The organism is Luteimonas colneyensis, assembly GCF_014836665.1.
Classification (GTDB): domain Bacteria; phylum Pseudomonadota; class Gammaproteobacteria; order Xanthomonadales; family Xanthomonadaceae; genus Luteimonas; species Luteimonas colneyensis.
The window spans coordinates 682,846-705,868 of the sequence record NZ_JACSQJ010000001.1 but is presented as its reverse complement, the minus strand read 5'-3'; the positions used below and the strand labels follow the sequence as shown (position 1 = coordinate 705,868).

The window sequence follows — 23,023 nt, the reverse complement described above, 5'->3', positions numbered from 1 at the left end:
GCTGTGCGAGGGGGCTTGGCAGGTGCAGGCAATGCTGGACATCCCGGTGGCGTCGCCGCCCCGCAACGTCGATCTCGCGGGGCTGGCGGGCATGCTCGCGCAGTCGCTGCCGACCGGGTCGATGGTCGCGGTCTGCTGGAACGACGAGCGGCTGGGCGAAGGCGAGTCCATCGTGGACGGCGCGTCCGGCCGCATGCTCGAGCGCGCGCGCAGCCTGGTCGCCGGCGCCCCGCCCTGTCGCGATGGCGGCGGGCGTACGGTGGAGGACGCCTGGCACGAAGGCGACGCGGTCGTGTCGATCGCCGCGCGCCTGCCGGAGGCGCTGGCGCCGGGCTCCTGCGAGGCCTGGCGCGCGCTGGCGCGCCGGCTGGTGTCGGCCACCCTGGCCTCGGCGCAGGCCGAAGCCCGCATCGAGTCGCTGCGCAAGTCCGAGCGGCTGCAGCAGGCCCTCTACGGCATCGCCGACCTCGCCGGCTCCGGCCTGGACATGGCGCAGGTGCTCAAGCGCATCCACGGCGTGGTCGGCGGACTGATGTCGGCCGAGAACTTCTACATCGTCGCCTATGACGACATGCGCGGCACGACGCGCTTCCTGTACTTCGCCGACCGGCGCGACACCTGGGTCGCCGATCCGGAGATGGAGATCCCGCTCGAGGACATGCCGGCCAGCCTGACCGTGGCCCTGCTCCGGCACGGGCACCCGCTGCGCGGGCCATCGGAGCGGCTCCGCGACCAGCTGGGCGTGGACCGCGCGGCCATCCACGGCCCCGACTCGGCCGACTGGCTGGGCGTCCCGATGCGCCGCGAAGGTCGGGTCTGCGGCGCGATCGTGGTCCAGAGCTACGACCAGCCGGACTGCTACACCGACGAGGACCGCGCGCTGCTGGAGTTCGTCGCGCAGCACATCCTCACCGCCCTCGACCGCAAGCACGCCCAGGCCGAGCTGGAGCGGCGCGTGGTGGCGCGCACGCGCGAACTGCAGCAGGCCAACGAGGTGCTGCAGGCGGAGATCGTCGAGCGCCAGCGCGCCGAGCGCCTGCAGCGCGCGCTGTTCCGCATCAGCGAGCTGTCGTTCACCGCGGGCAGCGTCGAGGGTTTCTACAACGACCTGCACGCGGTGGTCGGCGAGCTGCTGTACGCGCGCAACTTCTACATCGCGATGGTGTCCAGCGACGGCGACCACATCGAGTTCCCGTACTCGGTGGACGAGCGCGACATCATCCGCAAGCCGCGGCGCATGATCCGCGGCCTGAGCGAATACGTGATCAAGAGCGGCCGCGCGCTGCTGGCCGACCACGCGGTCATCGCGCGGCTGGAGGCCTCGGGCGAGCTGCAGCACCACGGCTCGCTCGCGCATTTCTGGCTCGGCGTGCCGCTGCTGCGCGACGGCGTCGCGGTCGGCGTGATCGCCGTGCAGAGCTATTCGCCGGACATCGCCTTCACCATCCACGACCAGCGGCTGCTGACCTTCGTCGCCCACCACATCGGCGGCGCGCTGGCGCGCAAGCGCTCGCAGGACCACCTGAAGGCGGCCCATGCCGAGCTCGAATACCGGGTCGAAGCGCGCACGCGCGAGCTGGAGGAGGCCAACCGCGAGCTGCGCGCGCAGATGTCGGAGCGCCTGCGCGCCGAGGAGCGCCTGATCCACCAGGCCCGCCACGACCACCTGACCGGGCTGCCCAACCGCATCCACCTGCTGGAGCGGCTGGACGCGGCGATCGCCCGCACCCGTGCCCAGGCGCGCGGGCCGTTCGCGGTGCTGTTCCTCGACCTGGACCGCTTCAAGCTGGTCAACGACAGCGTCGGCCACGCCGCCGGCGACGAGATGCTGGTGGAGGTCGGGCGCCGGATCGCACGCCTGCTGCGCGAGGGCGACGTGGTCGCGCGCCTGGGCGGCGACGAGTTCGCGGTGCTGCTGGGCGACGCCGGCGACGAGGCCGCGGCACAGGCGGTGGTCGCGCGCATCCTGGCCGATCTCGGGCGGCCGATGTGGATCGCCGGCCGCGAGCTGTTCCCCTCGGCCTCGGTGGGCATCGCCATGTGGCAGCCGCGCTACCACCACGGCGAGGACCTGCTGCGCGACGCCGACGCGGCGATGTACCGCGCCAAGGCCCTGGGCCGCGACCGCAGCGAACTGTTCGACGAGGAGATGCGCGCCGAGGCCACGCGCCTGCTCGACCTCGAGGCTGACCTGCGGCGCGCGATCCTGTCCGACGCCTTCGAACCCTGGTTCCAGCCGATCGTCGACCTGGCCGACGGCCGGGTGGTCGGCCACGAGGCGCTGCTGCGCTGGAACCACGAGGTGCAGGGGCCGCTGCCGCCGGGCGCCTTCATCGGCGTCGGCGAGGACAGCGGCCTGATCGAGCAGGTCGACTGGCTGGTCTACCGCCGCGCCTTCCAGTGGATGACGCGGCATCGCGAGGGCTACGTTTCGATCAACGTCTCGCCGCGCCACTTCCACTCCGACAACTTCGCCGAGCGTCTGCTGCGGATGCTCGAGGACGTCGGCGCGGACCCGGCGCGGCTGCGCATCGAGATCACCGAGGTGGCCCTGCTCGACGACGCGCCGCGCGCGCTGCGCATGCTGAAGACCCTGCGCGCGCGTGGCGTGTACGCGCTGCTCGACGACTTCGGGACCGGCTTCTCGGCGCTGTCCTACCTGCACCGCTTCCCGATCCATGCGCTGAAGATCGACCAGAGCTTCGTGGCCGGGCTCGACGACGAGATGCATCCCGAAAGCCTGGCCCTGGTGCGCGCGATCCTGGCGCTGGCCGGCACCCTGGGCATCGACACCATCGGCGAGGGCGTGGAGACCGCGGCCCAGGCCGAGACCCTGCGCCAGCTCGGCTGCACCATGGGGCAGGGCTTCCTGTTCGGGCGGCCGATGCCGGCGCCCGCCGCCGGAGACCGCGGCGCGGCCTGAGCGGCGGCGGGACGCGGCCATCTCAGTCGTCGCCGGCGGCGGCCGCGTCGCGCGTGGCCACGCGGCCGGCCTCGACCAGGGTGGCGAACTCCGCGCGCAGGCCCCAGCGGTCGTCGCCGCGCGTGGCGCGCGCGCTGGCCGAGATCGCGTCCCAGTCCCAGTCGCCGAGGTGCTTGCCGCCGCGCAGGGCATCGGCGAAGGCGGCGACCGTGGCCGCGAAGCGCAGCGCCTCGCCCGGCTGCGGCCGGATGTCCTCGCGACGCAGCGGCACCTCGATCAGCCGGCTGGGCCCGCCCGCCGGCAGCTTGTAGCGCAGGCGCAGGTGGGCCAGCTCGCCGCCGTGGGCGGTGGGGTGCGCAGCGCCGCCGCCGTAGCGCAGGGCGGGGAGCCGTTCGCCGCCCGAGCCCGCCAGCGCGATCTCGTACAGCGCGGTGACCTCGTGCCCGGCGCCGATGTCGCCGGCGTCGACGCGGTCGTTGGCGAAGTCCTCCTCGCGCAGCATGCGGTTGGCGTAGCCGACCAGGCGGTACTCGGCGACCACGGCCGGGTTGAACTCGACCTGGACCTTGACGTCGCGGGCGATGGTCAGCAGCGTCGACGACATCTCCTCGACCAGCACCTTGCGCGCTTCGAGCAGGGTGTCGATGTAGGCGTGGTTGCCGTCGCCGGCGTCGGCCAGGCGCTCGGCCATGGCGTCGTTGTAGTTGCCGGTGCCGAAGCCGAGCGTGGTCAGGGCGATGCCCGACCTGCGCTGGTCGGCGACCAGCGCCTCGAGGGCGTCGCGCCCCACGGTGCCGACGTTGAAGTCGCCGTCGGTGGCGAGGATCACGCGGTTGGCGCCGCCTTCGACATGGCCCTGCCGGGCCATGGCATAGGCCAGCTCGATGCCGGCGCCGCCGTTGGTGCTGCCGCCCGCCTGCAGGCGCTCGAGCGCGGCGAGGATCTCGCCCTTGCGGTCGCCCGGCGTCGGCGGCAGCACCAGGCCGGCCGATCCCGCGTAGGCGACGATCGACACCCGGTCCTGCGCGCGCAGCTGGTCGGTGAGCGCGCCGAAGGCCTGGCGCAGCAGCGGCAGCTTGTCGGGCGACTCCATCGAGCCCGAGGTGTCGACCAGGAACACCAGGTTGGCGGGCGGCAGCTGCGCCTTCGGCACGTCGTAGCCGCGGATGCCGACCATCAGCAGGTGGCGGCCGGGCGCCCAGGGCGCGGGCGCGATCTCGGTGGTCACGCGGAACGGCACCTCGCGCGTGGCCGGCGCCGGATGTCCGTAGCTGAAGTAGTTGATGAACTCCTCCGCGCGCACCGCGTCCGGAGGCGGGCGCACGCCCGCGCGCAGCATGCGGCGGACGTTGCTGTAGCTGCCGGTGTCGACGTCCGCGGAGAAGGTCGACACCGGATGCTCCGAGGCGCGGCGCACGGGGTTGTCGTCGAGCCCGGCGTATTCCTCGCGGTTGGCGGGGGGCGCGGGCGTCCATGGCGGGGGTGGCATGGGCAGGTAGGCGGCCGACGCGGGGGCGGCGGCGCGGGCGGCCTGGAGCCGCTGCCGCGCTCCGGTGGCTTCGATGCGCTCCTGGGCCGCGTCCTTCGCGGCGGCGGGCGGCGGGGTCGGCGCGTCGTGCAGGATGCCGGGCGCCGGCGCGGCGTCGGTCGGCGCGTCCACGGCGGTCGGCGGCGAGGTCCGGCAGGCGGCGAGCAGCAGGCTGGCCGCGAGCGCGGCGGCAAAGGCGGTGCGGTTCATGGCGGGCTCCGTGGAAGGGCAGGGCTGACAACGCCCGGAACCTGCCCACGGGGTTATCCCGCCATGTTTCCTGCCATGGATCCTGCAGGGGAGGCCAGCGCCAGGCCGGTCAGCCCCGGATCACCAGCAGGCGCGGCTCGGTCATGTCCTCGATGGCGCTCCGGATGCCCTCGCGGCCGAGGCCGGAATCGCGGACACCGCCGTAGGGCATGTTGTCGACGCGGAAGCTCGGCACGTCGCCGACCACGACGCCGCCGACCTCCAGCCGGTCCCAGGCGCGCATCGCGTGCGCCAGGCTGGCGGTGAACACGCCCGCCTGCAGGCCGAAGTCACTGTCGTTGACGCGCGCCAGCGCCTGGTCGAAGTCGTCGAAGGGCTCGAGCAGGGCGACCGGTCCGAAGACTTCCCGGCGGTAGAGGTCGGCGTCGCGCGGGACATCCTCCATCAGCGTGGCCTCCAGCATGTTGCCCTCGCGTCCGCCGCCGGCGACCAGCTTCGCGCCGCCCTTGCGCGCGGCGCGGATCCAGGATTCGACGCGGATGGCCGCGTCCTCGTCGATCATCGGGCCGATGAAGGTCCGCTCGTCGCGCGGATCGCCCATGCGCAGCGCCTGGACCGCGGCCTTCATCCGCCGCTTGAGCTTCGGGTACAGCTCGCGGTGCACGAGGATGCGCTGCACGCTGATGCAGCTCTGCCCGGACTGGTAGTAGGCGCCGCTGACCAGGCGCTCGACGACGTGGTCGAGGCTGGCGCCGGGATCGGCGTCGACGATGCAGCCGGCGTTGCCCCCGAGTTCGAGCGTCACCTTCTTCTTGCCCGCACGGGACTTGAGGTCCCAGCCGACCAGGCCTCCGGTGAAGCTCAGCAGCGCGATGCGCTCGTCCTCGACCAGCTGCGAGGCGTCCTCGTTGCTGCAGGGCAGGATCGAGAACGCGCCCTTGGGCAGGTCGGTCTCGGCCAGCACCTCGGCGATGATCAGCGCGCCGACGGGGGTCTTGGCAGCGGGCTTGAGCACGAACGGGCAGCCGGCGGCGATCGCCGGGGCGACCTTGTGCGCCACCAGGTTGAGCGGGAAGTTGAACGGCGTGATGAAGCTGCAGGCGCCGATCGGCACGCGCTTGACCATGCCGCGGTAGCCGCGCGCGCGCTCGGAGACCTGCAGCTCCAGCACCTCGCCCTCGATGCGCGTGGCCTCGCCGGCGGCGATGCGGAAGGTGTCGATCAGCCGCGCGACTTCGCCGCGGGCATCGCTGATCGGCTTGCCGGCCTCGATGCACAGCGCGAGCGCGAGTTCGTCCGCGCGCTCGCCGAAGCGGCGCACGCAGTGCTCGAGCACGTCGCGGCGGGCGTCGGGCGGGAACGCGGCCATCGCCGGGCGCGCGGCGTGCGCGGCCACCAGCGCCTTGCGCACGGTGGCGGCGTCGGCGAAGGCGACGCGCGTGGCGACCTGGCCGCTGTACTTGTCCAGCACCTCGAGATCGGTGTTGGCGGCGACCGGGCGGTTGGCGAGGTAGTAGGGGTAGCTGTGCGCCAGGCCTCCGGCCGCGCCCCTGGCCTTCGTGTTCTTCGCCACCGACCCGGCGTTCCGGGTCCTGCCGGCTTTCCCGCCCTTGCCGGCCTTCGCTGACTTGGCGCCCGTTCCGGGCTCCTTCACCTGCTTCTTCCTCGCCATCACCTGATGTCCTCCGTTGCGCCGCCGTCCGCGGCCGTCATTCCACCGCGGCGCTCAGCCGCGGGATCTCCTCGTTCAGGAGCCAGTCGTCCTCGCCGTAGTCCACCGGCACGTCGATCAGGTCCACGCCCGGGCTCGCCAGCGCCTGCCGCAGCAGCGGCAGGAACTCGCCGGCCGAGGCCGGCCGGTGGCCACGCGCGCCGTAGCTCTCCGCGTACTTCACGAAGTCCGGATTGCCGAGGTCCATGCCGAACTCCGGGTAGTCCTCGTGCGCCTGCTTCCACTTGATCATGCCGTAGGCATCGTCGCGCAGCACCAGCACCACCAGGTCCAGCCGCAGCCGCACCGCCGTCTCCAGCTCCTGCGAGTTCATCAGGAAGCCGCCGTCGCCGCAGACCGCGACCACCTTGCGCTCCGGATGCACGATGCGCGCGGCGATCGCCGAGGGCAGGCCCGCGCCCATGGTCGCCAGCGCGTTGTCCAGCAGCAGCGTGTTCGGGCGCCGGCAGCGCTGGTTGCGCGCGAACCAGAGCTTGTAGAGGCCGTTGTCGAGGCAGGTGATGTCGTCGGGCTCCAGCGCCTGCGCCAGGTCGGCGACGATGCGCTGGCAGGCCATGGGAAAGCGGTCGTCGCGGCTGCGCTGCCGCAGCTGCCCGCAGAGTGCCGCGCGCACGCGGTCGAAGAACGCGAAGTCCCAGTGCGGCTGCGGCTCGAGCGCTTCGCCCAGCCGCCACACCGCGTCGGCGATGTCGCCCACCACCTCGAGCTGGGGGAAGTACACCGCGTCGACTTCGGCGCCGTCGTAGTTGACGTGGATCACCGTGCGCCGGCCCTCGCGCATGAAGAACGGCGGCTTCTCGATCACGTCGTGGCCGATGTTGACGATGCAGTCGGCGGCGTCGATGGCGCGGTGCACGTAGTCGTGGTCGGACAGCGCCGCGGTGCCGATCCACAGCGGGTCGGTCTCGTCGAGGACGCCCTTGCCCATCTGCGTGCTGAAGAAGGGGATGCCGAGACGATCGACGAAGCCGCGCAGGGCCCGCGCGGTGGTCTTGCGGTTGGCGCCGGCGCCGATCATCAGCAGCGGATGCCGGGCGCCGTGGATCGCCTCGGCCGCGCGCGCGATCGCCTTGTGCTCGGCCAGCGGCCGGCGCGAGTACGACTTCGGGATCGGCGTCGCGTCCGTCTCATCGCCGGCGACGTCCTGCGGCAGCTCCAGGTGGACGGCGCCGGGGCGCTCTTCCTCGGCGCGGCGGAAGGCCTCGCGCACGCGCGCCGGGATGCTGTCGGCCGAAACCAGCTGGCGCGTGTACTTGGTCAGCGGGCGCAGCGTGCCGACGGTGTCGATGATCTGGAAGTGGCCCTGGCGGCTGCTGCGGATCGGCTTCTGGCCGGTGAGCATCAGCATCGGCATCGCACCGAGCTGGGCGTAGGCCGCCGCGGTCACCAGGTTGGTGGCGCCGGGGCCGAGCGTCGACAGGCAGACGCCGGTGCGGCCGGTGAGGCGGCCGCAGGTCGCGGCCATGAAGCCGGCGGCCTGCTCGTGCCGGGTGAGGACCAGGCGGATGCGCGAGGTGCGCAGCGATTCGATGAGGTCGAGGTTCTCTTCGCCGGGAATGCCGAAGACGTGGTCCACGCCTTCGGCCTCGAGTGCGGCAACGAGCAGGTCGGACGCCTTGGCCATGGGCTGCGGGTCCTCGGGCAGCGAGTGGACCGGCAGTATGGAAGGCGCGGCGTTAGCGCCGGGCGAGCATGGTGCGTCAGCCTTCGCGTTCGTCGCGTTCGACGCGCAGCCGCAGCTCGCCGTCGGCCACGCGCGCGGACAACAGGTCGCCGGCGATGACGTCGCCGGTGCCGCGCACCACGCGGCCATCCCCATGGCGGAGGATGGCGTAGCCGCGGGCGACGGTGGCCAGCGGACTGACCGCTTCCAGCGATCGCGCGAGGCCGCGCAGGCGCATCGCATCGGCCTGCAGCCGGCGCGCGATCGCGGCCTGCGCGCGCGGCGCCAGCCGGTCCAGGCGCTCGTGCAGCTGGACCAGCCGGCGCTCCGGCCGCGTCGCGCGCAGCACCGCGCCGGCGTGGCGCAGGCGTGCCTGCGCGGCCGCTTCCCGCACCTGCCAGGCCGCGTGCAGCCGGCGCAGCGCCTGCTGCTGGCGCTCGCCCAGGGCGTGCAGCCGCGCCCGTGGCGCCACCACCTGCAGCCGCAGCGCGGCGCGGTCGGCGCGCTGCATGCGCTCGCGCATGCCCTGCAGGTGCAGCACGCCCAGGCGCTGGTGCAGGCCGCGCACGCGGGTTGCGACGTCGATCGCGCTGGGCACCAGCAGCTCGGCCGCGACCGACGGGGTCGGCGCGCGCAGGTCGGCGGCGAAATCGGCCAGGCTGAAGTCGGTCTCGTGGCCGATGGCCGAGACCACCGGCACCGGCGAGGCGGCGATCGCGCGCGCCAGCGCCTCGTCGTTGAAGGCCCAAAGGTCCTCCAGCGAACCGCCGCCGCGGGCCAGCACCAGCACGTCGTAGCGGCCGCTTGCGCCGGCGCGCTCGAGCATCGCGCGGACCTGGGCGGCGGCGCCGTCGCCCTGCACGGGCACCGGCAGCACCTCGGCCTCGACCAGCGGAAAGCGCCGCGCCAGCACGCTCAGCACGTCGCGCACGGCCGCGCCGGAGGGCGAGGTGATGATGCCGATGCGGCGCGCGTACGCCGGCATCGGCCGCTTGCGGCCCTCGTCGAACAGGCCTTCGGCCTGCAGCCGCGCCTTCAGCTCCTCGAACGCGCGGCGCAGGGCGCCTTCGCCGGCCTCCTCCAGCGAGTCCAGGATGAGCTGGTAGTCGCCGCGGGCCTCGTACAGGGTCAGCCGGCCGCGCGCGAGCACGCGCAGGCCCTCGCGCGGCTGGAACTTCAGCCACTGGCTCTTGGGCTTGAACAGGGCGCAGCGCACCTGGGCGCGCGCGTCCTTGAGGGTGAAATACAGGTGCCCGGACGCGGGGCGCGACAGGTTCCCGAGTTCGCCTTCCACCAGCACCACCGGGAACGCATCCTCGAGCAGGTTCCGCGCAAGGGTGTTCAGCTGGCTTGGGGTCAGAACGTTGTCGCGGGCGGGGGCGGGCATGCCTTCAGGATACCGTCCGCGGGGGGCGGGTTGATGGGTATGGCGTGGGCGTCGCAGCTTCGCTGCTCCTGAATGCCCACGCCATACCCATCAACCCGCCCTGCAATCACCGTCGCGGACCGCAGGAAAAGCGACGGCGCACCGCAGCGCCACGCGAGAAACAAGGAGCCTCGGTGCACGACGCTCTTCGCCTTTCCTCCTAACCCGCCGCGTGGTTGCGTGACGGAGGGGTGTGTGGGTGCGCAGCCGGCGTTCAAGAGCAGCGAAGCTGCGACGCCGGCGGAGCACCCACACACCCCTCCGCCTCCGCAGCCAACCAAGGGTCAAACAGTCCCTTCCGACCACGAACATGAACCCGCAGGCCCGGCTGCCACCGCAATGCCACCCCGCGCGGACTAAAATGGTCGGATGAACGCCATCCCCGAGACCACCCACGCCGGCACCCTCCAGAGCCTGGAGGAATGGGCCTTCGGCCCGGCGCCGCGGCGCGCGACCCGCCAGGTGATGGTCGGAAAGATCGCCGTCGGCGGCGAGGCGCCGGTGGTCGTGCAGTCGATGACCAATACCGACACCGCCGACGTCGACGGCACCGTGAAGCAGATCGCCGCGCTCTGGCGCGCCGGCTCCGAGCTGGTGCGGATCACGGTCAACAATCCCGAGTCCGCCGCCGCGGTGCCGCGCATCGTCGAGAAGCTGGCGATGATGGGCGTGGAGGTGCCGATCATCGGCGACTTCCACTACAACGGGCACCAGCTGCTGGCCGGCGAGCCGGCCTGCGCCCAGGCGCTGGCGAAGTACCGCATCAATCCCGGCAACGTCGGCTTCGGCAGGAAGAAGGACCTGCAGTTCGCGCAGCTGATCGAGTTCGCGATGCAGTACGGCAAGCCCGTGCGCATCGGCGCCAACTGGGGATCGCTCGACCAGTCGCTGGCGGCCGCGCTGATGGACGAGAACGCGAAGCGCGCCGAGCCCTGGGACGCCGGCCGGGTGCTGCGCGAGGCGCTGATCCGGTCCGCGATCGATTCCGCCGAGCGCGCGGTCGAACTCGGCCTGGCACGCGAGCGGATCATCCTCTCGGCCAAGGTCAGCGGCGTGCAGGAGCTGATCGCCGTGTACCGCGACCTGGCCGCGCGCAGCGACTTCGCCCTGCACCTGGGGCTCACCGAGGCCGGCATCGGCAGCAAGGGCATCGTCGCGTCCAGCGCGGCGCTGGCGGTGCTGATGCAGGAGGGCATCGGCGACACCATCCGCATCTCGCTCACGCCCGAGCCCGGCGCGCCGCGCACCCAGGAAGTCGTGGTGGCGCAGGAGCTGCTGCAGACCATGGGCCTGCGCGCGTTCACGCCGATGGTCACCGCCTGCCCGGGCTGCGGCCGCACCACCAGCGAGTTCTTCCAGGAGCTGGCCAAGGTGGTGCAGGAGCACGTGCGCGCGAAGATGCCCGAGTGGAAGATCACCCGGCCCGGCGCCGAGCACATGACGCTGGCGGTGATGGGCTGCGTGGTGAATGGTCCGGGCGAGTCGCGCCATGCCGACATCGGCATCTCGCTGCCCGGCACCGGCGAGGCGCCGACCGCGCCGGTGTTCATCGACGGCGAAAAGGCGATGACGCTGCGCGGGGAGAACATCGCCCACGAGTTCGTGGCCCTGGTCGATGCCTACGTCGACCGCCGCTACGGCGCGGCGGTGCGTGCCGACTGAGGATCCGGTTACGCCGCGCCCGTCGGCCGCAGCGCGCGGCGGCGGGCATGGCGCGCCGCCGGGCGACCCTCCGGTGCTGCCCTGGCTGGTCGCGGGCGTGCTGCTGCCGCTGGCCGCGTTCGCCGTCCTGGCCGCGATGGTGGCGGCGGGACCGCCCGGCTTCGACCTGACGCTGGCCGGCATCGCGCAGCGCGGCGTGGGTGGTGCCATGGATCCGGCCTGGCTGCTGCTGTCGCGCTTTGGCCATGAGTGGGGCGTGGTGCCGGTGGACATCGCGCTGGTGGCGCTGCTCCTGCTGCGGCGGCGCTGGCGCGCGGGACTGTTCTCGGCCGTCGCCCTTGGCGGCTCCGGCCTGCTGAACATGGCGGCCAAGCAGCTTTTCGCGCGCGCGCGTCCGGAGCTGTGGACGTCGATCGCGCCCGAGCACACCTTCAGCTTCCCGAGTGGCCACGCCATGGGCTCGATGACCCTGGCCTGGGTGCTGGTGCTGCTGGCCTGGCGGACGCCGCTGCGTCGGCCCCTGGCCGTGGGCCTGGCGGTCTTCGTGGCCGGCGTGGGCTGGTCCCGCGTGCACCTCGGCGTGCACTACCCCTCGGACGTGCTCGCCGGCTGGGCGCTCGCCACCGCCTGGACGGTGGCCTGCCGGCTCGCGTTTCGTCGTGGGAACGGCGCCGGCTGATCCGTCGCCGGCCGGCGGCAAGGTGTGACGGCGGCAGCACTTGTGGCGCCCCTTCTTTCGGGAGATGCTCCGACGCGCAGCGACACAAGGCGCTGCGCGTCCGGCACAGGGGCCGGCACGCCGCCACGGCGGTTGCCGGGACCGGATGCACGTCATCCATCCGAGGGGGAGAGAACCCGTGATCATGAAGTCCAGCTTGGCGAAGGCGGTGGCTGCCGCCGTCGTCGTGTCGGCCGCAGGCGCGACCGTGGTGGGAGTGAAGTCGAGGAGCGCGGCGACGGCCGCAGCGCAGCCAGCGCCCGTTCCCGTCTCGATCGCCGCCGCGAAGGCGCCGAAGGAAGCGCTCGAGCCGCATATCGTGCTGTTCGCCGAGCCGTCGCTGGCCGCCTACCGCGGCGGCGTGCGCGGGCTCGCCGCGCCGGCGCGCCACGCCGGCGGGCGCATCGACGTGTCCAGCCGTTCGGCCGGCGCCTATGTCGACTACCTGCGCAGCCGCCAGGCCGCGCGCGAATCCGACATCAGCCGCAGCCTCGGCCGCGGCCTTCAGGTCTCGCACCGGATGCAGCATGCGGTCAACGGCATCGTGGTGGCGCTGGCGCCGTCCGAAGCCGCGAAGATCGCCCGCATGCGCGATGTGCGCCTGGTCGAGGGCTACCGCGAGTACGCGGCCGACACCGACACCGGTCCGGCCCTGATCGGCGCGCCGGCGGTCTGGTCGGGCGCCGCGGCGGGCAGCGAGTACCAGGGCGAGGGCATGGTGGCCGCGATCCTGGATTCGGGCATCAACTTCGGCAGCCCCTCGTTCTCCGCGGTGGATCCCGTCGACGGCTACACGCACGTCAATCCGCTCGGCGCCGGCACCTACCTCGGCACCTGCGCGCCTGGCGGCGTCGACGAGGGCCGCTGCAACGACAAGCTCATCGGCGGCTACGACTTCGTCTGCGAGGCGCCGGGCAATACCTGCGCCAACCCCGGCTTCCGCGAGGAGCCCGGCTTCGGCGACACCAACTCGCACGGCACGCACGTGGCCTCCACCGTCGCCGGCAACCGGCGCACCGTCGGCATCAGCGGCGCGCAGGCGGACATCTCCGGCGTGGCGCCGCGCGCGGGCGTGATCGCGTTCGACATCTGCTACACCAACATCTCCACCGGCCAGGGCCTGTGCCCGAACGTGTCCGCGGTCGCGGCGGTGAACCAGGTCGTCGCCGACGGCGTGGCCGACGTCATCAACTACTCGATCGGCGGCGGCTCGCAGCCGTGGAGCGAGGCGGTATCGCTGGCCTTCCTCGACGTCGTCGAGGCCGGCGTGTTCGTCGCCAGCTCGGCCGGCAACAGCGGTCCGGCGGCCAATACCCTCGGCCACCTCGAGCCGTGGGTGTCGTCCACGGCCGCGTCCCAGCACGGCCGCGAAGGGTTCTCCTTCCTGATGCAGGTCACCGGACCGGGCACCGTGCCGGAGCCGCTCACCGCCATCGAGCTCACCACGGGCGCGAACGGCGTCGGCCACACCCAGCCGTACCCGGCGAACACGCCGCTGCGCGTCAGCCCGACCATCGATGCCGTGGACGACGGCTGCGCCGGCTATCCCGCCGGCAGTTTCAGCGGTGCGATCGCGGTCGTGCGCCGCGGCAGCTGCAGTTTCACGATCAAGGTGAACAGCGCGGGCGCCGCCGGTGCCGTCGCCGTCGTGATCGCGAACAACGTCGCCGATCCGCTGATCCCCTCGGTGCCCGACACCACGGTGCCGGCGTTCGGCGTGACCCAGGCGATCGGCAACGCGCTGCGCGACTTCCAGCAGGTGAACCCGACGGCCACCGCGGCGATCGGCTTCCCGGCCACGCCGGTGCCGAACACGCCCGATGCGCTGGCGGACTTCAGCTCGCGCGGGCCCGCAGGCAGCTTCAGCCTGATCAAGCCCGACGTCACCGCGCCCGGCTACGCGATCCTCGCCGCCATCGCCGGACCCACGATCACCGGCTTCGAGAACGCCGTCGGTCTGATGAACGGCACCTCCATGGCGTCGCCACACCAGGCCGGCGCCGCGCTGCTGGTGCGCCAGGCGCGTCCCGACTGGACCGTGTCCGAGGTCAAGTCGGCGCTCGCGATGACGGCGACCAGCCAGGTCTTCCTCGAGGACGAGGTGACCCCGGCGAATCCGTTCGCGCGGGGTTCGGGCCGGATCCGCGTCGACCAGGCCGTGCGCGCGGGCCTCGTGCTCGACGAGTCCGCCGAGAACTACCTGGCGGCCGACCCGGCGGACGGCGGCGATCCGTCGACGCTGAACCTGCCCACCCTGGCCAACCGCAACTGCGAGACCAGCTGCACCTTCACCCGGACCTTCCGCAACGTGGACGGCCGCGTGCAGACCTGGACGGCCAGCCTCGGCGGCATCCGCGGCAAGGTGGCACCGATGGTGGCGCGCGTTCCGGCCAACGGCACGGTGACCTTCCACGTGACCATCGACAGCACCAGCCTGCCCAACGACGGCAGCTGGAGCTTCGGCAACCTGCAGCTCAAGGCCAGCGGCCTGCGTGGCGGCAAGGCCGATCCGGTGCTCAACCTGCCGGTCGGCATCGCGGTGCAGCCGCCGGTCGCGAGCCTGCCGCCGGTCACCGCGGCCAGCGTCGCCGCGGGCGGCCAGGGCTCGGTCAGCATCCCGCTCGGCAATACCGGCGGCTCGGTGCTCAACTGGTCGATCGACAACACGGGTGATGCGATCAGCCGCCTGGCGGAGCGCTGGCGCGGTGCGGTCGGCAGCGGCTTCCGCGCGACCCGTTACACGGACCCGGCGACGGCCGGCCTGCTGGCCCAGTTCTCCGGCGACGACTTCGTGGTGGATTCCACCACGCGCCTCACCGCGATCTCGGCCGAAGGCTTCGTGGTCAGCGGCGCGGCGCTGGCCACGGCCGCCCAGTCGCTGCAGTGGAGCATCTATCCGGATGCCGCCGGCCTCCCCGCCGGCGACCCGCTGACCAACGCCGCCGCGGCGGCCTGGAGCCACGCCAGCGCGCCCAACGGCGCTGGCGTGACCCTGGCCGGCGGTCGCATCAGCATCGACCTGGATGCCGCGGGGCAGGTGGTCACCCTTCCGCCCGGTCGCTACTGGGTGGTGATCAACACCACCGGCACCTTCGCCAATCGCTGGGCGTGGTTCGGCAGCGCGGACGGGCAGGGTGGTTTCGCCGGCATCAACATCGCCACCAACGGCACCGGCGCGTGGGTCGCGAACACGTCGTTCAACAGCCTGGATTTGCAGGTCGACGGCGAAGTGCCGTGCGGCGCGAGCTGGCTCGGTGCGATCGCGCCGTCGTCGGGCGCGCTGCAGCCGGGCGACACCCAGCCGCTGGTGGCCCAGCTGCTGGCCAATGGCCTGGCGGCGGGCAGCTACTCGGGCTACGCCTGCGTGGCGAGCAACGATCCGGTGGCGCCGCTGAAGGCCACGCGCGTGGCGCTGACCGTCACGCCGTGACCGGCGCAAGCCTGCGGTGATGCAAGCGAAGGGCCCGGGAAACCGGGCCCTTCGTCATTGCGGGGGTACGGCCGGACTCATTCCGCCGGCTTGGCCGCCTCGGCGGGCGCGGTGGTCGCCGCACGCCGCGCCAGCTGCACCTCGCGATGCGCGATGTAGATGTTGGCGGCGAGGATGATGCCGGCGCCTGCCAGGGTCCAGCGCGTGGGCGCCTCGCCGAACAGCAGCCACGCCGCCAGCGCCACCAGCGGCAGCTGGACGAAGCTGATCGGCTGCAGCGCCGAAACCTCGCCGATCTTCAGGGCCCGCGTCCACAGCAGCTGCCCGCCGGTGCCGAAGGCGCCGAGCAGGAGCAGCCAGAGCCACTGGCTGCCCTGCGGCCACTGCCAGGCGAACAGCGCCGGCACCAGCGAGATCGGCACCCAGAACACGTAGGTGTAGAAGACGATGGTGTCGGCGGCGTCGACGCGCGAAAGCTGCTTGATCTGGATCGCCACCAGCGCCGCGAGCAGGGCGCCGGACAGGGCGACCAGGGTGCCGAGGCTGAACTCGGTGCTGCCGGGACGGACGATCACCAGCACCCCGACCAGCCCGATGACCACCGCCGACCAGCGCCGCAGGCGCACGGTCTCGCCGAGGATGAACACCGCGGCCACGGTCGCGAACAGCGGCGTGGCGTAGGACAGCGCCACCGCCTGCGCCATCGGCAGGTGGCCAAGCGCCCAGAACCCGCACAGCATCGAGGCGACGCCGATCGCGCACCGCACCAGGTAGCGCGGCAGCTGCCTGGTGCGCGGCAGCTCCCGGCGGCCGCGGAACAGGAACGGCAGCAGGAACAGCAGGCCGAAGAGGTTGCGGAAGAATGCCACCTCGTAGGTCGACAGTGCCTCGGACGCCAGGCGGATGGTCACCGCCATCGCGGCGAAGAAGCCGGTGCTGCCCAGCATCAGCAGCGCGGCGCGGGCCTGCGGGCTGGAGGCGGCGGGGTTCACCAGCTGGCGCCGACGATGCGCGGCTCGGGCTCCAGGGCCACGCCGAAGCGTGCCTGTACCGAGCCCGCGATCCGTCGCGCCAGCGCCAGCAGCTCCGCGCCGCTGGCCTGGCCGTGGTTCACCAGCACCAGCGCGTGCCCGGGCGCGACGCCGGCATCGCCATCGCGATGGCCCTTCCATCCCGCCGCGTCGATCAGCCAGCCGGCGGACAGCTTGCGCCAGCCCGGGCCCGCCGCGAACGAGGGCATGCCGGGGTGCGCGTCGAGCAGGGCCGCGGCATGGTCTTCCGGCACGATCGGGTTCTTGAAGAAGCTGCCGGCGTTGCCGAGCACGGCCGGGTCGGGCAGCTTGCTCCGGCGGATCCGGCAGACGGCTTCGGAGACCAGCGCCGGCGTGGGCTCCACGACGCCCATCGTCGCGAGTTCAGCGCCGATGCCCGCATAGCCGAGCTGCAGCCGCGGCGTGCGCGACAGCGCGAACTCCACCGCCGTGACCACCCAGCGCCCGCTCTCGCGCTTGAAGCGGCTGTCGCGGTAGGCGAAGCCGCAGTCGTCCGCGGCCAGCCGCACCGGGCGTCCGGCGTCGCGGTCCCAGGCCTCGACGGCATGCACGCGCTGGTCGATTTCGACGCCGTAGGCACCGATGTTCTGGATCGGCGCGGCGCCTACGGTGCCGGGGATCAGCGACAGGTTCTCCAGTCCGGACAGGCCCAGCGACAGCGTGTGCTGCACGAAGCCATGCCAGCCGTGTCCGGTCCCGGCGCGCACCACCACGTGGTCGCCGTCGTCGCCCACGACCTCCACGGCGTCGCCCGTCAGGGCCAGCGCAACGCCGTCGAGCGGCGCGGCGAACAGCAGGTTGCTGCCGCCGCCGAACACGAGCAGTTCGGCCCCGGCGATCCGGGGATCCTCGAGCACGGCGGGCAGGCTGCCCGCGTCGGACACTTCGACCAGCCAGGCGGCCCGCGCCGGCACCCGGAAGCTGGTGCGCGCGGTCAGGTCGGCGTCGCGGGTCCAGCGTGGGGCGGACCCGGCTTCGGAAGCGGCGATGCTCACAGGTTGGGCAGGTTGCCGCGGCTGGGGGCTTCCTTGCGGCGGCGGATCGCCTCCACGCATTCGCCGATGAGGGCCGGTCCGCGATACACCAGGCCGGTGTAGAGCTGCACCAGCGAGGCCCCGGCCGCGGTCTTCTTGGCTGCGTCCGCGCCCGACAGGATGCCGCCCGCGCCCACCAGCGGGATCGTCTCCGGCAGCCGCGTGCGCAGCATCCGCAGCACCGCGGTGGACTTGTTCATCAGCGGCTCGCCGGACAGGCCGCCGGTCTCGTGCGCGTGCGGGTGCTCCTGCACCGCGATGCGCGACACGGTGGTGTTGGTGGCGATCACGCCGTCCACGCCGAGGTCGCCCAGCACGCGCGCGGCGGCGTCGATGTCCTCGTCGCTGAGGTCGGGCGCGACCTTGACCAGCACCGGCACGCGGCGGCCGTGGCGCGCGGCCAGGCGCTCCTGGCCCTCGCGCAGTTCGCCCACCAGGCGGCGCAGCGCCTGCTCCTCCTGCAGTTCGCGCAGGCCGGCGGTGTTGGGCGAGGAGATGTTGACGGTGACGTAGTCGGCCAGCGGGTAGACCCGCTCGAGGCAGTGCAGGTAGTCGGTGTGCGCCGACTCGTTGGGCGTGTCCTTGTTCTTGCCGATGTTGATGCCGAGCACGCCGTCGCCGCGGCGCTGCGCGCGCGCGACGTTGCGCACCAGCGCGTCGACGCCATCGTTGTTGAAGCCCAGGCGGTTGATGACCGCGCGGTGCTCCGGCAGGCGGAACATGCGCGGCTTCTGGTTGCCCGGCTGCGCGCGCGGCGTGACCGTCCCGACCTCGACGAAGCCGAAGCCGAGCCCCAGCAGCGCGTCGATGTGTTCGCCGTTCTTGTCCAGCCCGGCCGCCAGGCCGACCGGGTTGGGGAAGGTCAGGCCGAGGGCCTTGACCGGGAACGGGCGCGGCGCGCCCCCGAGCAGGCGCTGCAGCCGCAGGCGGTGCAGCGCCTCGAGCGAGGACAGGCCCAGTCCGTGCGCGCGCTCGGCGTCGAGGGCGAACAGGAAGGGCCGCGCCAACCCGTACATGGGGGTGTCCTCAGAGGTCGAACTTGATGCCCTGGGCCAGCGGCAGCGCGTCGGAGTAGTTGATGGTGTTGGTCTGGCGGCGCATGTAGGCGCGCCACGCGTCCGAACCCGACTCGCGGCCGCCGCCGGTCTCCTTCTCGCCGCCGAAGGCGCCGCCGATCTCGGCGCCCGAGGTGCCGATGTTGACGTTGGCGATGCCGCAGTCCGAACCCGCCGCCGACAGGAAGGCCTCGGCGCGCTTGAGGTTGGTGGTGAAGATCGCCGACGACAGGCCCTGCGGCACGTCGTTCTGCATGTCGATCGCGTCCTCGAGCTCCGAGTACTTCATCACGTAGAGGATCGGCGCGAAGGTCTCGGTCTGCACCACGTCGGCGTCGTTGGCCAGGCCGGTGACGATGGTCGGCAGCACGAAGAAGCCCTTGCGGTCGGTGAGCGCGCGGCCGCCCGTCTCGACGGTGCCGCCGCTGGCCTTGGCCTTCTCGATCGCGGCCAGGTAGGCGTCGACCGCCGCCTGGCTGTTGAGCGGGCCCATCAGGTTGGCGGCGTCGGTCGGGTCGCCGATCTTCTTCTCGACCTGGCCGTAGGCGGTCTTGAGCTTGCCGAGCACGTCGTCGTAGATCGACTCGTGGATGAAGACGCGGCGGGTGGTGGTGCAGCGCTGGCCGGCGGTGCCGACGGCGCCGAACACGATCGCCGGGATCGCCAGCTTCAGGTCCGCGGTCTCGTCCACGATCATGGCGTTGTTGCCGCCGAGCTCGAGCAGCGAGCGGCCCATGCGGCGCGCGACGCGCTCGCCGACCTGGCGGCCGACCTTCGTCGAGCCGGTGAAGCTGATCATCGCCACGCGCCTGTCGTCGACCATGCGCTCGGCCAGCGCGTTGTCGGTGTCGTTGAACAGGAAGAAGAGGTCGGGGAAGCCGCCCTCGCGCAGCGCCTCGTTGCAGACGCGCATCGACGCGATCGCCGACAGCGGGGTCTTGCCCGAGGGCTTCCAGATCGAGATGTCGCCGCAGACGGCCGCGATGAACGAATTCCAGGCCCAGACCGCGACCGGGAAGTTGAACGCCGAGATGATCCCGACGATGCCCAGCGGGTGCCACTGCTCGTACATGCGGTGGCCGGGGCGCTCGGAGTGCATGGTCAGGCCGTAGAGCTGGCGCGACAGGCCCACGGCGAAGTCGCCGATGTCGATCATCTCCTGCACCTCGCCGTCGCCTTCCGGCTTCGACTTGCCCATTTCCAGCGCGACCAGCGAGCCGAGCATGTCCTTGTTCGCGCGCAGCGCGTTGGCGCACAGGCGGATGGCCTCGCCGCGCAGCGGCGCCGGGGTGGTGCGCCAGGACTTGAAGGCGCGCTGGGCGCGCTCGACGATCAGCTCGTAGTCGGCCTCGGAGGCGGCATGCACCTGGCCCAGCACCTCGCCGTCGGTCGGGTTGACCGGCTCCAGCACGCCGGCGTCGCGGGTCGACGCCCACTCGCCATTGCCGAGGTAGGTGCCGGATTCGCTGCCGGACAGGCCGAGGGCGGTGAGGACGGGGTGGGTCATGGGGTGGGCCCCGGGGGCGGGGGGGGGGGGGCGCTGCGCGCCCCGCTGGGTGGTGGCGCCCCCGGCGCGATTCGAACGCACGACCTTCCCCTTAGGAGCTTCATATAGTTATATGTATACGAAGTATCTTCTTCTAAGTTCGTCGTACTTCTTCTAACTAGCCGGGAACGTCTGTTAAGTTGACTGTTGTGTCGGTTTCTTTTATGCAGTAAAGGTCAGATCGCTGATTGGGCTGTTAGGCGCATAAGGCGCGCGTACGGCACCTCTGGATGGAACGATTGCGCGCGACCTGAGCCGAGTACGAATTCGCTCCGACCCCAGCAGCTGATCGGTTGGCGGCCCCGACAGGACTTGAACCTGTAGCCTCACCCTTAGGAGGGGTGCGCTCTATCCAGTTGAGCTACGGGGCCTAGTGCACAATTATTGCAGACAAGGCCCGCGCGGTCATTGTTCAGATCTGCAGAGTGGCTGCGTGCGCTAGCGCTCTCTGCCTTCTGCCCACCACTCAAGCAGCTCGGCCTTGACGTACCTCACCGATCTTCCGCGCCTGATGTATGACGGTCCCGTACGCTCCCAGCGGTGGCGCTCAAACCAGGCCATGCTCATCTTCGTGAGGGCTGCTGCCTCACGGGTAGTCAGGAGCTCGGCGTCTGCTGGGAGGAGGCGGGTGGGGGGAAGACTGGCGGTCTTTCGGGCTCGCATAAGGCACCTCTTCACTGAGCGGGCCTTAAGAATAGTCCAAAATGGGTTATTCGGTGCCAGCCACTAGGCTGGCTAGATGCGTAGCGGAGTGAAGGCGGCCGGATATGCGCTCCTCAGGAAGGAGTTGATCTCGGCCCGTGAATCTCGTGGGCTGACTCAGGTTGAGCTTGCTCGCGCTCTCGGTCGTACGCAGTCATTTGTCTCAAAGTACGAACTAGGCGAGCGTCGGCTGGACGTTCTGGATTACGTCCTTGTATGTCGTCACCTTCGAGTCGACGGGGGCGCCCTTTTAAAGGTTCTTGAAGGCTCAGATGCTTCCTAGCGGCATAGGGCCACGACTTTAGAGAGCAGTGGGGCAGCCTAAGCTGCCCCTCCGCTTTGCGCGCTACCCGGTTTTCACTTGTTGCCCTTTCACCTGCTCTTCGTGGCCTTCTTCGACCGCGATGATGCCGCGTGCGATCCACTCTGCGATGGGGGGGGCGACGGCATTGCCAATGAGTCTCCCTCTACGGCCGTCCATCCTTCGGGGAAGCCCATCAGTTGTTCGCACTCGTCCCACGTCAAGTTCCTGGCGACAGAGAATCGGTCTGTCGCTATGGCCGCCCTGATGTCCTCCAGTTTGAGCGCGAATCGTGGGGCTAAAATCTCTTGCTTTGGTATACCCAAAGCCTCCCCGACGTTGCACCAGAAGCGGATCGTGCTCTGCAGTCCCTCCTCGAAGATCGGATCCAGACTTCTCCCGTTTCGCTCCTCCCGGCGGAGAATCCCGGTAGCGTTCGCGGCAGTTAGAAAGGAACTTATAGGCGGATTCTGATCGATAACTTGCGACAATGAACACTCGTTCTCGATGGTGGGGCAGACCCGCATCGAGAGTGTTGCACGCGAACCACCCCCCCAAATACCCGACTTCTTCGAGCTCGTCGGTAACTGCCTCAAGCGCCTCGCCCCCTTCGGCGCTGAGGAGCCCGACGACATTTTCCAGGACAAGCCATCGAGGCCGTGCTTCTGAAGCAAGCTCAACAAAGTCGTGAAAGAGCCCGCTTCGCTTGCCTTTGAGGCCTTTACGATCGGTGTTGGCGTGGCTGAGATCCTGGCACGGCCAGCCGCCTGCCCAGACTTCGGCTTGGGGGATGTCTTCTGCTTGGAGCGTGGTGATGTCGCCATGTAGGGGTACCTCTGGCCAATGCCGCCTGAGGACAAGCTGGCAATGGGGGTCAATTTCGCAGTGAAAAACGGGAGTCATTCCGGCTCGCTGGAAGCCGAGATCGAATCCACCGATGCCCGCGAAGAACGATGCGAACCGAAGCTGATTAGCCTCGGAAGGGGTTGGTGGCCGTTCCGGTAGACTGGCGCTACCAATGTCAACTGATTGGAACATCGTGGTCAGTAAGTCTCGCGCTAGTAAAGGTCTCTTGGTTCCGCCTCGGCTGACGCCTGTCCCTGACGAGGCGGCGAGGCAAAAGTGGTTGTCGGACACTGTAAACGGCTTCGTCGCCCCGGGCCAGGCCCTCAGGGAGATCTATGCCCTCATACTTCACCGACTCTGGCCGTCAGGTCATGGTATCCCCGGCCCTCAGGTTAGTGAGCAGGAGATCCGCGCACTCATTGACGCCGCTCGGATCGAGCGTGGGAAGGAGGCCTACCGAGACCCCTTCAGACGCATGCGGGAGCTTCAGGGGGAGGAAGGGCTCACCTGCATCATCAAGGAAGGGACGAAGTACCAGCTCATATCGTTGGACGTGAGTCAGAAGCGGGAGCCGCGTGCTAAGCCGGCCGCCAAGTTGTGGGAGCAAATCAAGGCTGGCGTAGGGTACAAGTGCGCCCATTGCGGACAGCAGGAGCCTGCTGTCAAGTTGTCGCCCGACCATCGCGTTCCGCGCTCCAGAAACGGGACAAACGACGATCACAACTGGCAGCCACTTTGTGAGCAATGCAACAACGCAAAAAGCTCCGCCTGCCAAGGGTGCGGGATGAATTGCAACGTCTGCTTCTGGGCATTCCCCGAGGAGTACAAGCCGATCGTTATCCAAGACGATAACCGGGAACAGGTCCGCCGCGCTGCGGTCAAGCAAGGGCTGAACCAGAGCGAACTCGTCAACAAGATCCTGCGCGACTACTTTCGATAGTTGAGACCAAGCGAAGGTTGCATCCACGTGGACGGCTCAAGCTAGGAGGCCTTCGCAAAGCTTCCCCCTAAGCCGTCTCGCTGGCTGAGACTTGACTGTTGAAGCGATCTACAGGAAGCATCGGCCGTTCCCGCATGCGGAAGGATGACAGCAGGGCGACTTCAGTCGACGTCTAAGGTGTCGTGAAGTAAGTCAGCACTGATAGACCTCAAACCCCATACAGACCCCGATTGGTAAGTCACGACTGACATATCT

16 protein-coding genes and 1 tRNA gene are annotated in these 23,023 nt (G+C 70.7%); 6 read left to right on the top strand and 11 right to left on the bottom strand.

What is annotated here, in order from left to right; genetic code table 11:
* Positions 1 to 31 precede the first annotated feature (31 nt).
* Positions 32 to 2,923: an EAL domain-containing protein gene (locus H9645_RS03165; protein ID WP_191728256.1), complete on the top strand. Its 2,892-nt coding sequence runs from the start codon at positions 32 to 34 to the stop codon at positions 2,921 to 2,923.
* 22 nt (positions 2,924 to 2,945) lie between these two features.
* Here H9645_RS03165 and H9645_RS03160 read toward each other — a convergent pair whose 3' ends face one another.
* The 4 genes from H9645_RS03160 to xseA all read right to left on the bottom strand — a co-directional run bounded on the left by H9645_RS03160 (position 2,946) and on the right by xseA (position 9,443).
* On the bottom strand, positions 2,946 to 4,661 hold the full coding sequence (locus H9645_RS03160) for a vWA domain-containing protein (protein WP_191728255.1): 1,716 nt from the start codon (positions 4,659 to 4,661) through the stop codon (positions 2,946 to 2,948).
* A gap of 109 nt (positions 4,662 to 4,770) precedes the next feature.
* The gene (locus H9645_RS03155) at positions 4,771 to 6,333 is read right to left on the bottom strand and encodes an aldehyde dehydrogenase family protein (RefSeq protein WP_191728254.1); all 1,563 of its coding nucleotides are present in this window, start codon (positions 6,331 to 6,333) and stop codon (positions 4,771 to 4,773) included.
* Positions 6,334 to 6,370: 37 nt separating this feature from the next.
* Complete coding sequence (locus H9645_RS03150; RefSeq protein WP_191728253.1) at positions 6,371 to 8,017, bottom strand: acetolactate synthase large subunit; 1,647 nt, start codon at positions 8,015 to 8,017, stop codon at positions 6,371 to 6,373.
* A gap of 76 nt (positions 8,018 to 8,093) precedes the next feature.
* Positions 8,094 to 9,443 carry an exodeoxyribonuclease VII large subunit gene (xseA, locus tag H9645_RS03145; RefSeq protein ID WP_191728252.1) on the bottom strand — a complete coding sequence of 450 codons (1,350 nt, stop codon included), beginning with the start codon at positions 9,441 to 9,443 and terminating at the stop codon, positions 8,094 to 8,096.
* A 408-nt stretch (positions 9,444 to 9,851) separates the two neighbouring features.
* Between xseA and ispG the strand changes: the two genes are divergently transcribed.
* The 3 genes from ispG (at position 9,852) to H9645_RS03130 (ending at position 15,292) form a co-directional block, all read left to right on the top strand.
* Positions 9,852 to 11,144 (top strand): flavodoxin-dependent (E)-4-hydroxy-3-methylbut-2-enyl-diphosphate synthase, encoded by a 1,293-nt coding sequence (gene ispG, locus H9645_RS03140; RefSeq protein WP_191728251.1) that lies wholly within the window; start codon positions 9,852 to 9,854, stop codon positions 11,142 to 11,144.
* Positions 11,145 to 11,217: 73 nt separating this feature from the next.
* Complete coding sequence (locus tag H9645_RS03135; protein WP_425490188.1) at positions 11,218 to 11,823, top strand: phosphatase PAP2 family protein; 606 nt, start codon at positions 11,218 to 11,220, stop codon at positions 11,821 to 11,823.
* A gap of 184 nt (positions 11,824 to 12,007) precedes the next feature.
* The gene (locus H9645_RS03130; RefSeq protein ID WP_191728250.1) at positions 12,008 to 15,292 is read left to right on the top strand and encodes a S8 family serine peptidase; all 3,285 of its coding nucleotides are present in this window, start codon (positions 12,008 to 12,010) and stop codon (positions 15,290 to 15,292) included.
* A gap of 77 nt (positions 15,293 to 15,369) precedes the next feature.
* Here the strand turns inward: H9645_RS03130 and H9645_RS03125 are convergent, their stop codons facing one another.
* The 6 genes from H9645_RS03125 to H9645_RS14385 all read right to left on the bottom strand — a co-directional run bounded on the left by H9645_RS03125 (position 15,370) and on the right by H9645_RS14385 (position 20,642).
* Positions 15,370 to 16,239 carry a DMT family transporter gene (locus tag H9645_RS03125; protein ID WP_191728464.1) on the bottom strand — a complete coding sequence of 290 codons (870 nt, stop codon included), beginning with the start codon at positions 16,237 to 16,239 and terminating at the stop codon, positions 15,370 to 15,372.
* Positions 16,240 to 16,280: 41 nt separating this feature from the next.
* On the bottom strand, positions 16,281 to 17,339 hold the full coding sequence (murB, locus tag H9645_RS03120) for a UDP-N-acetylmuramate dehydrogenase (RefSeq protein WP_318240482.1): 1,059 nt from the start codon (positions 17,337 to 17,339) through the stop codon (positions 16,281 to 16,283).
* Positions 17,336 to 18,394 carry a quinone-dependent dihydroorotate dehydrogenase gene (locus H9645_RS03115; RefSeq protein WP_191728248.1) on the bottom strand — a complete coding sequence of 353 codons (1,059 nt, stop codon included), beginning with the start codon at positions 18,392 to 18,394 and terminating at the stop codon, positions 17,336 to 17,338. Before H9645_RS03115 ends, murB begins: the two co-directional genes overlap by 4 nt.
* Before the next feature lie 10 nt (positions 18,395 to 18,404).
* Positions 18,405 to 19,940: an L-piperidine-6-carboxylate dehydrogenase gene (gene amaB, locus H9645_RS03110; RefSeq protein ID WP_191728247.1), complete on the bottom strand. Its 1,536-nt coding sequence runs from the start codon at positions 19,938 to 19,940 to the stop codon at positions 18,405 to 18,407.
* Between the two features lie 333 nt (positions 19,941 to 20,273).
* Positions 20,274 to 20,350, bottom strand: a tRNA-Arg gene (locus tag H9645_RS03105).
* Between the two features lie 67 nt (positions 20,351 to 20,417).
* Positions 20,418 to 20,642, bottom strand: a complete 225-nt coding sequence (locus H9645_RS14385; protein ID WP_225217995.1) for a helix-turn-helix transcriptional regulator — start codon at positions 20,640 to 20,642, stop codon at positions 20,418 to 20,420.
* 76 nt (positions 20,643 to 20,718) lie between these two features.
* On the opposite strand from H9645_RS14385, the gene H9645_RS03095 reads away from it, so the two are divergent.
* Positions 20,719 to 20,964: a helix-turn-helix domain-containing protein gene (locus tag H9645_RS03095; RefSeq protein ID WP_191728245.1), complete on the top strand. Its 246-nt coding sequence runs from the start codon at positions 20,719 to 20,721 to the stop codon at positions 20,962 to 20,964.
* 63 nt (positions 20,965 to 21,027) lie between these two features.
* Here the strand turns inward: H9645_RS03095 and H9645_RS03090 are convergent, their stop codons facing one another.
* Positions 21,028 to 22,020, bottom strand: a complete 993-nt coding sequence (locus H9645_RS03090) for a DNA cytosine methyltransferase (protein ID WP_191728244.1) — start codon at positions 22,018 to 22,020, stop codon at positions 21,028 to 21,030.
* A 283-nt stretch (positions 22,021 to 22,303) separates the two neighbouring features.
* On the opposite strand from H9645_RS03090, the gene H9645_RS03085 reads away from it, so the two are divergent.
* Positions 22,304 to 22,768 (top strand): HNH endonuclease, encoded by a 465-nt coding sequence (locus H9645_RS03085; RefSeq protein WP_191728243.1) that lies wholly within the window; start codon positions 22,304 to 22,306, stop codon positions 22,766 to 22,768.
* The last annotated feature ends 255 nt before the right edge of the window (positions 22,769 to 23,023 follow it).

Excerpts from the sequence above, each read along its gene's own strand:
- H9645_RS03090 (WP_191728244.1), bottom strand. The coding sequence starts at position 22,020 with ATGTTCCAATCAGTTGACATTGGTAGCGCCAGTCTACCGGAACGGCCA.
- H9645_RS03130 (WP_191728250.1), top strand. The coding sequence starts at position 12,008 with ATGAAGTCCAGCTTGGCGAAGGCGGTGGCTGCCGCCGTCGTCGTGTCG.
- H9645_RS14385 (WP_225217995.1), bottom strand. The coding sequence starts at position 20,642 with ATGCGAGCCCGAAAGACCGCCAGTCTTCCCCCCACCCGCCTCCTCCCA.
- H9645_RS03155 (WP_191728254.1), bottom strand. The coding sequence starts at position 6,333 with ATGGCGAGGAAGAAGCAGGTGAAGGAGCCCGGAACGGGCGCCAAGTCA.
- H9645_RS03115 (WP_191728248.1), bottom strand. The coding sequence starts at position 18,394 with ATGTACGGGTTGGCGCGGCCCTTCCTGTTCGCCCTCGACGCCGAGCGC.
- xseA (WP_191728252.1), bottom strand. The coding sequence starts at position 9,443 with ATGCCCGCCCCCGCCCGCGACAACGTTCTGACCCCAAGCCAGCTGAAC.
- ispG (WP_191728251.1), top strand. The coding sequence starts at position 9,852 with ATGAACGCCATCCCCGAGACCACCCACGCCGGCACCCTCCAGAGCCTG.
- H9645_RS03160 (WP_191728255.1), bottom strand. The coding sequence starts at position 4,661 with ATGAACCGCACCGCCTTTGCCGCCGCGCTCGCGGCCAGCCTGCTGCTC.
- H9645_RS03165 (WP_191728256.1), top strand. The coding sequence starts at position 32 with ATGCTGGACATCCCGGTGGCGTCGCCGCCCCGCAACGTCGATCTCGCG.
- amaB (WP_191728247.1), bottom strand. The coding sequence starts at position 19,940 with ATGACCCACCCCGTCCTCACCGCCCTCGGCCTGTCCGGCAGCGAATCC.
- H9645_RS03150 (WP_191728253.1), bottom strand. The coding sequence starts at position 8,017 with ATGGCCAAGGCGTCCGACCTGCTCGTTGCCGCACTCGAGGCCGAAGGC.
- H9645_RS03095 (WP_191728245.1), top strand. The coding sequence starts at position 20,719 with ATGCGTAGCGGAGTGAAGGCGGCCGGATATGCGCTCCTCAGGAAGGAG.
- H9645_RS03085 (WP_191728243.1), top strand. The coding sequence starts at position 22,304 with ATGCGGGAGCTTCAGGGGGAGGAAGGGCTCACCTGCATCATCAAGGAA.
- H9645_RS03125 (WP_191728464.1), bottom strand. The coding sequence starts at position 16,239 with ATGCTGGGCAGCACCGGCTTCTTCGCCGCGATGGCGGTGACCATCCGC.